The sequence below is a fragment of the Streptomyces flavofungini genome, assembly GCF_041028215.1.
GTDB classification, from domain to species: Bacteria; Actinomycetota; Actinomycetes; order Streptomycetales; family Streptomycetaceae; genus Streptomyces; species Streptomyces flavofungini_B.
Genome location: NZ_JASKYR010000187.1, coordinates 1 through 11,292, shown reverse-complemented (window position 1 = coordinate 11,292; position 11,292 = coordinate 1). Strand labels below are relative to the sequence as shown.

The window sequence follows — 11,292 nt, the reverse complement described above, 5'->3', positions numbered from 1 at the left end:
CCCAGGCGGTGTGCCGCCTTCGCACTGGGTCCCGCCGACGGCGTGCCGGACGCCGAGCGGGCCTCACTCCGACTGCTGGATGTCGTACGCCTTCAGTGCGACGCACGCTACGGGCGGCACGCGTGCGTGCTGGTGGACCAGGTCGTGTACGCGCTGCTGCCCGCGCCCGGGAATCGCGACGGGCGGGGCGCGGCGCCGGAGCCGGACGCGGTCGACCGGGGGCACCGGAAGATGGCGCAGGACATCGTGTGCCGGGCCAACCGGTCGCTGCGGGTGCCGGTGCGCGCGGGGCTCGGCGAGGTGGTGTCCGGCCTCGGCGGGGTGGCGGACTCGCGGGCGGACGCGGATCTGGTCCTGCGGGTGCTGCACGAGGCCCTGCCGGTGGCCGTGATCGACGAGGTGCGTCCCCGGGTGACGCTGCTGACGCTGTCCGAGGTGATGCGGGAGCGGCGGGCGCTGCGAGCGGGCGCCTGGCGGCGTGTGCTGGCGGCGGACACCGACCACGGCTCCTCCTACGCGCGCACTCTGGTGGCGTGGTTCGATGCGGGCTGCGACGTGGCGCGGGCGGCCGAGGCGCTGTCCGTGCATCCCAACACCTGCCGCTACCGCCTGCGGCAGGCCGGCCGGCAGCTGGGGATCGACCTCGCCGATCCCGATGAGCGGCTGGTGCTGTGGGTGCAGTTGCGGGTCCTCGCGGGGCTCGGCGGTACCGTCGGCACCGCCGAGCCCCCGGTGTGCGGTGGGCCGGACGGTTCTTCGTTCAGCGGAGGCTGCGGATGAGGTCGTCGATGATGGCCTCCATCTTCTCCGAGTCGTACTGGTCCGAGCCGATGAGCAGGGTGACGGCGCGTCGGCCGTCCTCGGTGACGGCGTTCTGGAACTTGTGGCCGGTCTCCATGTAGCCGCTGTGGCCCCAGGTGACGAATCCCGGGGTGCGCTCGTAGCGCTCGACGCCCAGGCCGTAGCGGCCGCCGTCCTCTTCGGCGATGGTGCGCTTCATCTCGGCCAGTTGGGCCGGGGCCAGCAGTCTCCCCGACCACAGCGCGGTCCAGAACGCGGTCGCGTCGGCGCCGGTGGTGACCAGCGCGCCCGAGGCGTCGGCCGCGGAGACGTTCCACTCGGTCTTGTCCACCAGCTTGCCGTCCTGTTCCGCGTAGCCGCGCAGGGCGGGCTCGGGGAGCGTGGTGCGGTCGCCGGGCCAGTAGGTGTCGCACAGGCCGAGCGGCTTGATGATCCGCTGCTCGATCTCGGTGCCGATGTCGTGGCCGGTGACCTCGGCGACGATCAGCCCGGCCAGGTTGTAGTTGGTGTTGGAGTAGGCGAAGCCGGACGGGGTCCGGTCGGGCGGCGGCAGCGTCAGCGTCTGCTCGACCGTCCGCAGGGGGTCGATGTGGTCCCAGCGGTGGGCGTCCAGGTCGCTCCAGAACGGCGCGTCCAGGTAGTCGGGCAGGCCGCTGGTGTGCTGGAGGAGCTGGCGGACCGTGATGGTGCGGCCGTCGTAGTGCTCGGTCCTGATGAGGCCGGGAAGGTACTGGTCGACGGTGTCGTCGAGCCCGATCCTGCCTTCGCCGACGAGCTGGAGGACGACCGTGGCCGTCCAGGTCTTGGTGTTGCTCGCGATGCGGCTGTGCTCATCGCCGACGACGTCGCGGCCGGTGGCGAGGTCGGCGAGGCCGGTGCCCCCGCTCCACAGCCCGCACCGCGGGCTGCGCACCGTCACGCTGATCCCCGTGGCGCCGACGTCTCCCAGTTCCTTCACCGCCGCCTGGATGCGCTGGCTGTCGCACCGGGGTGTCCCCGCCGACGCCGCCGGAACAGTCACCAGTGAGGCGGTGAACACCAAGGCCGCCATCGCACTCGTCCTTCGTCGCACCCTGTCTCCGTTCATCACGGGTGACCCGCACGCGGCGTGTTGTCACCCTCGATTCCTCGCGGCCGCTTTCCCCCGGGACCGCAGAACGTCAGCGTAGGAATCGTCCGGGGCCCCGCGATTGTCTGCGCGTCCAGTCATCGACCTGCGGTTTTGTGCCATCGGCCAAAGGCTGAGGGGCAGCCGCGCACACTTTCCTGGGCCGCCGGAGACACATCCGGGAAATCGCACAACCATTCCCCCACCTCACGCGTCAAACGCGCGACACGACAGCACCACATGATGGGGGAGCTTTGAAGAAGTTCACGGCAGTGCTGACCACGAGCCTCGTGGTCTCCTCTGCCACTCTGATCGCCGTGCCCACGGCGCAAGCGGGCGACGGCGATTCCTACGGCCGGACGGAGACGGTGCTGGAGGGCGGCAAGATCTACGCCCAGTACCAGCACATGGCCTCCCACTTCCGTCCGGAGGACGTCACGCTCAAGATCCGTGAGAAGGGCGGGACCCGGGTCCTCGCCAGCCTCGGCCTCGAAGACGGCGACAAGTGCCCCGCCACGAGCGACTGCTGGGAGGACACCTTCCGGTCGGAGCCGGTCACCCTGCCCAAGATGGGCGTGTACTCGATCGACGTCGTGGCGCGGGAGGGCCGGCCGAACGAGGTCGTCCAGCAGTCGACCGGTTTCCTCAACTACGGTCTCAACCCCAAGCTGACCCTCACCAGCAACCACTCGTGGCTCTCCTACGACAACTTCGACATGAAGGTGTCCGGGTCCCTGGTGGCCGAGGACCCGAACACGCACGAGGTGAAGCCGTTCGCCGGGGTGGGCATGTACTACCGCGCCGAGGGAGCGAGCCGCGCCCAGGGGTGGGAGTGGACGGACGAGTCGGGGCGCTTCACGTACTCCCCGTACCTCATCGAGTCCAAGGCCTCGGACACCACGATCGACTACTACTTCGACCAGCAGCACGAGTCGCTCACCCTGCCCTTCCGCCAGCAGCAGCTGAAGCTCAGGGCCGACACCCCGACCGGCACCGTCACCGCCCCGTACGGCAGCGACATCCCCGTCCGGGGCAAGCTCACCCGTGTCGCGGACGACGGCACCGAGAAGCCCTTCTCCAAGGAGATGTGGATCGGCTCCAACGCGAGCACCGGCACCACTCTGGCGAGCGGCGACAACGGCGTCTTCGCCACGAAGTACACCGTCGAGCAGAGTGAGCAGGTGAGCGTCGGGACGACCAAGTCGAACTGGTTCACCGCACCGGCGCCGCACACCTTCACGGTGGCCAGGCCCTCCCGGACGAGCAAGCTGTCGAACGTCGAGGGCAAGGTGGACAAGTACCGCAAGGTCACCTTCACCGGCAAGCTCGGCGTCACATCGGGCTCGTACCCGGCGGGCGCCACGACGAAGGTGGCCATCGAGTACCGCCCGACGGGTGGCTCCTGGACGACCACCGACACCTTCGACGCCGCCTACGGCGCCTCCTTCAAGGCGTCCTCGTCGAAGAAGGCGAACTCGGGCGCCCAGTGGCGGATTCGCCTGGTCAACGCGGACGTGGACGGTGCGAGCGTCAAGCTCGGGCGCAAGTACACCCAGATCTGGAACGACGGTGTCTCGCCCGAGGGCGTGCGCAAGGGTTCCACGGTCACCGCCAAGGGCGGCCTGATGTACAAGTCGGGCTCCACCTGGCGGCCGTACGCCGGGCAGAAGGTCCGCGTCTGGTTCAAGGCCGCGACGTCCGGTGCCACGTGGAAGGAGCTGGGCAGCACCAAGACGCTGCGCGACGGCTCCTTCAGCAAGAAGTTCACCGCGCAGCGGGACGGGACCTGGCAGATGCGGTACACCGACACGGTCTCCACCCACTACGCGGACTACGGCCGTGAGGACTACGTCGACGTCCGATAGCAAGGCCGTGTCCCGGCGCTTCGACACACGTGACGTGCCCCGCGTGGCACGCTGGCCCCCGTTGGGTCCGTGATCGTCGAGGAGGTACGCCGCATGGCGCAGCAGCAGCCGACCGGGAGCACCGACGCCCGGGATGTCCGCGCCGAGGAGAGCCGATTGCGCAAGGACCTGGGTTTCTGGGGTCTGACCGCGATCGGCTTCTCCAACATCCTCGGCTCGGGCTGGCTGTTCGCCGCCATGTACGCCGCGCAGACCGCGGGTCCCGCCGCGCTCCTCTCCTGGGTCGCGGCGGGCCTGCTCTGCGCCCTGGTGGCCCTGGTCATGGTCGAACTCGGCGCCACCAGGCCGGAAGGCGGCGGCACGGTCCGCTGGCCGCTGTACGCGAACGGCCGCCTGGTCGGCACGGTCGTGGGCTGGTCGGTCATGCTCTCCGTGGGCGGCACCGCGGCCGAGATCAGCGCGATCATGCAGTACGCCGCCCACTACGTCCCCGGGCTCTACCACGGAGACAGCCTCACCGCGTCGGGCCTGGGTGTCGCCGCCGCCCTGAGCACCGTGCTCACCGCGCTGAACTGGTTCGCGGTGCGGATGTTCGCACGCCTGAACAATCTGGTGTCGGTGTTCAAGGTCGTCGTCCCCGTGCTCACGGTCGTCGCCCTGTTCCTCTCCGGCACCCACTCCGGCCGCCTCACCGACCACGGAGGGTTCGCCCCGTACGGTTACGCGGCCTGCCTGACCGCTCTCGCCGGTGGCGGCATCGTGTACTCCGTGAACGGCTTCCAGGCACCGCTGGACTTCTCCGGCGAGGCCCGCAATCCGCGCCGCAACGTCCCCGCCGCCGTCCTCACCGGGATCGGCCTCGCGGTGCTGGTGTACCTCGGGCTCCAGCTCGCCTTCCTCTACACGGTGCCCGACTCGCTGCTCGCGCACGGCTGGCAGGGCGTCAACTTCGAGTCACCGTTCGGGCAGCTCGCCCTCGTCCTCAATCTGCACTGGCTCGCCACACTGCTCTACGCCGACGCGGTGGTCTCCCCCGGCGGCTCCGCCTATGTGGGTGTCGCGATCGACGCCCGCCACACCTACGCCCTCGCGAAGAACGGCCTGCTGCCCCGCTTCTTCATGCGCATCCATCCCCGCTCCGGCATCGCCCGCCGCGCCCTGGTCCTCAACCTCGCGGTCATCCTGCTGTTCATGCTGCCGTTCGGCGGCTGGCAGGACATCGTGAGCGTGATGGGCGACATGTATCTGATCATCTACGCCGCCTCGGCGGTGGCCGTGGCCTCCTTCAGGGCGCACGACCGGGAGCGCGGCGTCCCCCTCCCGGACGGCCACATGCCCGGGCTGCGCTGGATCGCACCGGTCAGTTTCGTCGTGGCGACCGAGTTCGTGTACTGGTCGGGCTGGGACGACCTGCGGCTCGCCCTGCCTCTTGTCCTCGCCGGTGTCCCGCTGTTCTGGCTCCAGCGCCGCAGGGCGGGCGTCGGCTCCCCGCTCGGGGAACTGCGTCAGGGCGCCTGGCTCGTGTTCCACCTGGCGGCCCTGACGCTGCTGTCCTGGCTCGGCACCTTCGGCGGTTCCGGCCATCTGGGCGCGCCGTACGACTCCCTCGTGGTGGGTGCCGTCGCCTTCGCGGTCTTCGGGTGGGCGGTGCGTTCGGGCGCCGCCCACCTGCGGACCGAACCCGCCTACTGAAGGGGGCGGCACGGGCCGCGGTGACGAAGACCGTGTCACATGCAGGTGGCGCGTCGGCCGTCGCCCCACTCCGCGCCGTCGGCGTAGGAGTGGTACGAACCGTAGGCGATCATGCAGACCAGTTGGGCGGACACCTGGTAGGTCTCCTTGCGGTCGATCTTCGCCCAGGGTGTGTCGACGACGGCGCCGTCGCGGGCGAACGCGGTGGCGGAGGCCGCGGGGGTGCCGTTGTGCCGGTAGAGGGCCACACGGACGTCGAAGCCGAGCATGGCCTGCCGGGACGCCTCGTCCCACGTGAAGTGCGCCCGGGCGGTGCCGTCGCAGGTGTTGTAGACCTGCTGGACTTCGCCGATGTGGTGCTGCTCCATCTGGAGAACACCGGGCTTGCCGATGTTGAGCGGGCCGCAGTCGTCGGCGGCGGCCTGAGCGGTGCCCGCGGCGGTGACGCCGAATCCGGCCGTCAGACAGGTGGCGGCGGCGACGGCCGCGAGCCGCCGCTTGAAGGTGTTCACAGTGGTGTCCCTCCCGGAAGAAAGCGCGCGTCTCCCCTGGCGCGTGCGAAGCTGCGGGTGAAACTAGGGCAACTCACTGACGCGGGTCTGATGTCGGCCCGTGGAGCGGCCGCGGGGGCGGGCCCGGCAGGAGGCCGAGCGGACCGTCTGCTCCTCCGGCTGAGTCACGATCTGGATCAGGTTGCCGCACCCTGGGTGAACTGGACGCCGAGGCCGGTCAGGCGCTCGTACCCGGCGCGCACGTCCTCGACCGCGAACTGGGCGAGCGGGATGCCGTCCTGGACGAGCGCGTCGCGGTAGGGCTTGACGGCGGGGTGGCCCGCGGGCTCCAGGAGGAGTTCGGTGCCGCCGGGCTCGTCGGGGGATAGTAGAAGTGCTCGGCCTTGGCAGGCGGGCCATCGCTCGGTGATGTGCCGCAGCGGGGTGGTGTTCAGGTCGTGGTACTTGTAACAGTGTCTGCCCTGACCGACCGGCGTGCGTGGGCGAGATCACGCACTACCGCGCACGCCACCCGACGGCCTCCTAGAGTCATCCGCATGACGAACGACACCGGGGCCGCAGGCCCGCTCTTCGTATCCCTCCAGGCGGACGCCCTCACCGCTCCGGACCAGCTGCGCGAGTTCTACCCGCAGCCGAACCCGCACTCGCTCCGCAAGGAGATCGACCACCTGACCGACGAGGCCAGGGCGCTGATCGGCTGCTCCTCGCTGGTGTTCATCGGCAGCGCGGACGCAGGCGGCCGGGCGGACGTGACGCCGCGCGGCGGCCCGGCCGGATTCGTCTCGGTGCTTGACGAGCGGACGCTGGCGATCCCCGACGCGACCGGCAACAAGCGGCTCGACACGCTGCACAACGTGCTGGAGACCGGACACGTCGGCCTGCTCTTCCTCATACCCGGCCGCCCGACCACGCTGCGCGTCAACGGCCGCGCCTGCGTCTCGGCGCGCCCGGAGCTGCTCACCCGGCTCACCCCCGTCGGCAAACCGCCGGTCACGGCGCTCGTGGTGCAGGTCGAGCAGGCCTATCCGCACTGCCCGAAGTCCCTGCTGCGCGCCAGCGCCTGGAAACCGGAGCAGTGGGTGCCCGCCGATGCCCAGCCGACCAGCGCCGAGGTGACGCTGGCCCAGCTCAACCTGCCCGACCTGACCATCGACCAGATCGAGGAGGCCGAACGGGAGTCACTGCGCCTGCGTTACGAGTGATCCCCGACCGGCCCCGAAGCGGGTTCCGTCGGCCAGGCCGCCATCGCGGTGTCGGCGATGTGCTCGAGCATCGCGCGGTCCGCCCCGTCGCAGGCCTGCTGGTGCATTCCCTGGATGACCGCCGCGTAGAAGGCGGCGAGCTTGTCGGCGTCCGTACCGGCGGGGAGCCGTCCCGCGTCGACGTCGGCTCGGATGCGGTCGGCGGTCGCGGACTTGGTGGCCTCGCGCAGGGTACGCAGCTTGGCCTTGACGTCCTGGGAGTCGGGGCCGCAGTTGGTGGCCGCGCCGATGATGAGGCAGCCGGGCGGGTGAGCGGGGTCGGTGTAGTCGGCCGCGAGGTGCCGCAGCATGGCGGCGACGGCCGCGCGGGCATCCGGTCCGTGCGGCGGCGGGGTGCCGTAGGTGCGCACGTAGAGGTCGACGGCCTCGTCGAAGAGCTGTCGCTTGTCACCGAAGGCGGCGTACAGGCTCGGCGGCCTGATGCCCATGGCCTTGGTCAGGGAGGCGATGGACGTCGTGTCGTACCCGTAGGTCCAGAACTGCCGCAGGGCGGCGGCCAGGGCCTCATCGCGGTCGAACCCTCGGCGGGTCGGCCTGGTCCCCTGCCTTGCGGTCTGCGGCGGGGTGTTCGCGCGGCTCATGACGCCATTCTACCGCCCGACTATAGCGATCGCTAAAGGACCTCTGGTACGGTCGTCGCCCGCCCAGCTTTAGCGAACGCTAAAGATGCCTGGTGCGGTACACGACACCTCGGAAGGAACCCCCTCATGACCATGCCGACCACCGCCGCCCTCGCTCGTACAGTCCGGGGCGACGGACCCGGCCTGCTGCTCGCTCACGGTGCCGGTGGCAGCGTCGAAGCCAACTACGGGCCGATCATGGAGGGTCTCGCCGCACGGCACACCGTCGTCGGCGTCGACTACCCCGGCTCCGGCGCCAGCCCGGCGGCCCAAGGACGCCTTGAGGTCGACGAGCTGGTGGACCAGCTCATCGCGGCGGCCGACGACCAGGGGCTCGACACCTTCGCGGTCAGTGGGTTCTCACTCGGCGGCCCGATCGCGATCCGCCTCGCGGCGCGCTACCCGAAGCGCGTCACCGCCCTCGTCCTGAGCGCGACGTTCGCGCACGCCGACACCCGCACCGAACTGGCCGCCTCCCTCTGGCAGCACCTCTACGAAGCCGGTGAGCACACCGCGCTCGCCGCCTATCTGAACCTGATGGTGCTCAGCGAGCCAGCCCTGAACGCCCTCACCCCCGCCCAGGTGCACACCGCCGCCGAGCAGTTCGCACCCCAGCTGCCCGTCGGCACCCCCGGGCAGGTGGACCTGGTGCGCAGAATCGACGTACGCGGCGACCTCACGCACGTCACCGCACCGACCCTCGCCATCATCACCACCGCGGACCCGCTCATCTCCCCTGCCCTGCAGCGTGAACTGGCCGCGGCTCTCCCCACCGCCGAGACCGCCGAAATCCCCACCGGACACCTGCCGTTCACCGAGCGGCCGGAGCTCTGGCTGAAGCTCATCACCGACTTCCTCGGACGGACGGCCAGGAGCTGACCGGCGCTCGCGAGCAGACCGGTCAGAACTGGCCCCGCCCCTCGGAGAGGGGAGCCAGACGCAGGTCCATCCGGCCGTCCGGCCCTTCGCTCACGGTGGCCCGGACCCGGTAGACCTGCGCCAGGAGGGCGGGGGTGAGCACCTCGGCGGGAGGCCCGGCGGCGATGACCCGGCCGCCGTCGAGGAGTACGAGGTGGTCGCAGTAGCGCGCGGCCAGATCCAGTTCGTGCAGGGCCGCGACCACCGTGGTGCCGGTGTCCGCGAGCATGGCCATGAGATCGAGCCGGTGACTGATGTCGAGGTGGTTGGTGGGTTCGTCGAGCAGCAGGGCCGGGGTCCGCTGGGCGAGCGCGCGGGCGATGTTGACGCGTTGCCGTTCGCCTCCGGAGAGCGTGCTCCAGGACCGGTCGGCGAGTCCCTGCACCCCCATCGCCTTCATGGCCACTTCGACAACGTGCATGTCCCCTTCGGTCGTGGCCGACCGGCCTTGGTGGGGAGCCCGGCCGAGCATGACGACCTGTGCCGCCGTCATGTCGATGTCGGCGGAGGTCTCCTGGGCGACGAAGGCCACACGACGGGCGGCATCGCGCTTCCTCAGCGTCGTCACGTCGGCTCCGTCCAGCAGGGCGTGCCCCTCCGAGGGCCGTCGAACACCCGCGAGGAGGCGCAGTACGGTGGACTTGCCCGACCCGTTGGGACCGATCAGTCCGGTGAAGGACCCTGGCGGCACGGTGAAGGTGACGCCGTCCACGACCGCCCGGCCGTTCGCCGTCCACCGCAGGCGGTGGGCCCCGTATCCGATGCCGGGGTCCGTGTTCTTCACGGCGTACCCGCCCGTCGGCGCAGCAGCAGGGCGAAGGCCGGGACCCCGATGAGCGCGGTCAGGACGCCGACGGGTATCTCCCGGGGGCCGAAGGCGGTGCGCGCGGCCGTGTCCGCCCACACCAGGAAGACCGCGCCGAGCAGGGCCGAGGACGGCAGCAGCAGGCGGTGCGGGGCTCGGGTGAGAATCCGTACCGCGTGCGGGATCAGCAGGCCCACGAAGCCGATGGCACCGCTGGCCGCGACGAGCGACCCGGTGACCACGGCGGTCACCGCGTAGAGCACCGCTTCGGTGCGGCGCGGTGCGAAGCCGAGGGTGGAGGCCGTCTCGCGACCGAAGGAGAGGGCGTCCAGAGAGCGGGCGTACCACGCGCAGACGCACAGGCCGATCACGGTGGTGAGGGCGCAGACGCCCACCGAGAACCAGTTCGCCGGGGCGAGCGAGCCGAGCAGCCAGAAGGTCACCGCGCGGGTGCGTTCGGCGTCGCCGGAGCGGACGATGACGAGGCTGGTCAGCGCGGAGAAGAGCTGGGCCACCACCACGCCGGAGAGCACGACCCTGGTGGCCGAGCCGAACGAGCGGCCGAGCAGGAGAAGGACACAGCCGAAGGCCGCGATCGCCCCGGCGAAGGCACCGGCCGGAAGGGCGAGGGAGCCGACGCCGAGCACCAGGACCAGGACCGCGCCGGTGGAGGCACCGGCCGACACCCCGAGGAGGTAGGGGTCGGCCAGCGGATTGCGCGTCAGCGCCTGAAGGACCGTGCCGCACACCGAGAGCCCCGCACCCACCAGCGCCGCGAGCAGGACGCGTGGCAGCCGCAGGTCCCACACGATGCTGTCGCGCAGGGGAGGCAGCGCCTCCCACGGCGCGCCGAGGTGGACGCCTATGGCGCGGGCCACGTCCAGCGGCGGTATGTCGGCGCTGCCCGTGCCGACCGCGACGAGCACGGACAGCGGCAGGAGGACGGCGCAGCACGCCAGGACGAGCGCGCCGCGCGGGCCCGCGCCGTGGCACCCGCCCGGCCTCACGGTCCTGGTCCCGTTGCTCATCGCCGCGCGAAGACGACGTAGTCGTCGAGGTACTGCCAGACCGTGCCCGCCTCGGCGAAGCCCGCGGTCCGCAGGGCCGACAGGTGGAAGTGCAGGGGGGACAGCGGCTGCGGGGGCCGGTCAGCGAAGCGGCGCAGGCGTTCGGCGGCGAGCGGGGCCGCTCCCGGCTGAGCGGCGGCGAGCTCGTACCAGGCGTCCCAGGTGTCCGCTCCGGCGTCGAACGAGGCGCGCTGCACCTCGGCGTCGTGCAGGGCGGACAGGGCTCCCAGGGTCTCGTTGTCCGATCCGTAGCGCAGGTGGTCGGCGTTGAGGAAGAGGGCGCCGGGGGGCAGGAGGTCGGCGAGCGTGGTGTACAGGCCAAGGAGTTGGGAGGGTGAGAGCCAGTGCAGCGCGGTGGAGGAGACGACGGCGTCGATCTTCTCCCCCACCAGGAAATCGGCCCAGTTCGCCCGTACGAGGTCGGTGTCCACGACGGCGGCCCGGTCACCGTGCTCCGCGAGGACCGCGTCCGCCAGACGCAGCAGTACGGGGTCGTAGTCGAGGGCGGTGACCCGCGCCTGCGGGAAGGCGGTCAGGACGCGGTCGGCCAGGGAGCCGGGCCCGCAGGCGAGGTCGAGGATGTGCAGGGGCCGGTCCGGTCCGGACGTATGCGGGTGGGGCTGGTCCGGTCCGGACTTACCC

Annotated in this window: 11 protein-coding genes and 1 pseudogene; 5 read left to right on the top strand and 7 right to left on the bottom strand. The window is 71.1% G+C overall.

What is annotated here, in order from left to right; translation table 11 throughout:
• On the top strand, nt 1-780 hold a 780-nt coding region (locus AB8Z36_RS15435; RefSeq protein ID WP_369213868.1), incomplete at its 5' end, for a PucR family transcriptional regulator.
• On the opposite strand, the gene AB8Z36_RS15430 is transcribed toward AB8Z36_RS15435, so the two are convergent.
• Nucleotides 761-1,852 (bottom strand): serine hydrolase domain-containing protein, encoded by a 1,092-nt coding sequence (locus tag AB8Z36_RS15430; protein ID WP_369213867.1) that lies wholly within the window; start codon nt 1,850-1,852, stop codon nt 761-763. The genes AB8Z36_RS15435 and AB8Z36_RS15430 overlap by 20 nt on opposite strands.
• A 329-nt stretch (nt 1,853-2,181) precedes the next feature.
• Between AB8Z36_RS15430 and AB8Z36_RS15425 the strand changes: the two genes are divergently transcribed.
• Nucleotides 2,182-3,774 (top strand): hypothetical protein, encoded by a 1,593-nt coding sequence (locus AB8Z36_RS15425; RefSeq protein ID WP_369213866.1) that lies wholly within the window; start codon nt 2,182-2,184, stop codon nt 3,772-3,774.
• Nucleotides 3,775-3,867: 93 nt separating this feature from the next.
• Nucleotides 3,868-5,466, top strand: a complete 1,599-nt coding sequence (locus AB8Z36_RS15420) for an APC family permease (protein WP_369213865.1) — start codon at nt 3,868-3,870, stop codon at nt 5,464-5,466.
• 35 nt (nt 5,467-5,501) lie between these two features.
• Here AB8Z36_RS15420 and AB8Z36_RS15415 read toward each other — a convergent pair whose 3' ends face one another.
• Both AB8Z36_RS15415 and AB8Z36_RS42295 read right to left on the bottom strand, forming a co-directional pair.
• Nucleotides 5,502-5,978: a hypothetical protein gene (locus AB8Z36_RS15415; protein ID WP_369213864.1), complete on the bottom strand. Its 477-nt coding sequence runs from the start codon at nt 5,976-5,978 to the stop codon at nt 5,502-5,504.
• A gap of 63 nt (nt 5,979-6,041) precedes the next feature.
• Nucleotides 6,042-6,412 (bottom strand): annotated as a pseudogene (locus tag AB8Z36_RS42295) (hypothetical protein).
• A 102-nt stretch (nt 6,413-6,514) separates the two neighbouring features.
• Here AB8Z36_RS42295 and AB8Z36_RS15405 point away from each other — a divergent pair.
• On the top strand, nt 6,515-7,180 hold the full coding sequence (locus AB8Z36_RS15405; RefSeq protein WP_369213863.1) for an MSMEG_1061 family FMN-dependent PPOX-type flavoprotein: 666 nt from the start codon (nt 6,515-6,517) through the stop codon (nt 7,178-7,180).
• Here the strand turns inward: AB8Z36_RS15405 and AB8Z36_RS15400 are convergent.
• The gene (locus AB8Z36_RS15400; protein ID WP_369213862.1) at nt 7,171-7,821 is read right to left on the bottom strand and encodes a TetR/AcrR family transcriptional regulator; all 651 of its coding nucleotides are present in this window, start codon (nt 7,819-7,821) and stop codon (nt 7,171-7,173) included. The genes AB8Z36_RS15405 and AB8Z36_RS15400 overlap by 10 nt on opposite strands.
• Before the next feature lie 126 nt (nt 7,822-7,947).
• Here AB8Z36_RS15400 and AB8Z36_RS15395 point away from each other — a divergent pair, with 126 nt between their 5' ends.
• Nucleotides 7,948-8,739 carry an alpha/beta fold hydrolase gene (locus AB8Z36_RS15395; protein WP_369213861.1) on the top strand — a complete coding sequence of 264 codons (792 nt, stop codon included), beginning with the start codon at nt 7,948-7,950 and terminating at the stop codon, nt 8,737-8,739.
• A gap of 22 nt (nt 8,740-8,761) precedes the next feature.
• On the opposite strand, the gene AB8Z36_RS15390 is transcribed toward AB8Z36_RS15395, so the two are convergent.
• The 3 genes from AB8Z36_RS15390 to AB8Z36_RS15380 form a co-directional block, all read right to left on the bottom strand.
• Nucleotides 8,762-9,562: an ABC transporter ATP-binding protein gene (locus AB8Z36_RS15390; RefSeq protein ID WP_369213860.1), complete on the bottom strand. Its 801-nt coding sequence runs from the start codon at nt 9,560-9,562 to the stop codon at nt 8,762-8,764.
• Complete coding sequence (locus AB8Z36_RS15385) at nt 9,559-10,611, bottom strand: FecCD family ABC transporter permease (RefSeq protein ID WP_369213859.1); 1,053 nt, start codon at nt 10,609-10,611, stop codon at nt 9,559-9,561. Before AB8Z36_RS15385 ends, AB8Z36_RS15390 begins: the two co-directional genes overlap by 4 nt.
• Nucleotides 10,608-11,292, bottom strand: a 685-nt coding sequence (locus AB8Z36_RS15380; RefSeq protein ID WP_369213858.1) for a class I SAM-dependent methyltransferase, incomplete at its 5' end; no start/stop codon positions are given. The genes AB8Z36_RS15385 and AB8Z36_RS15380, both read right to left, overlap by 4 nt.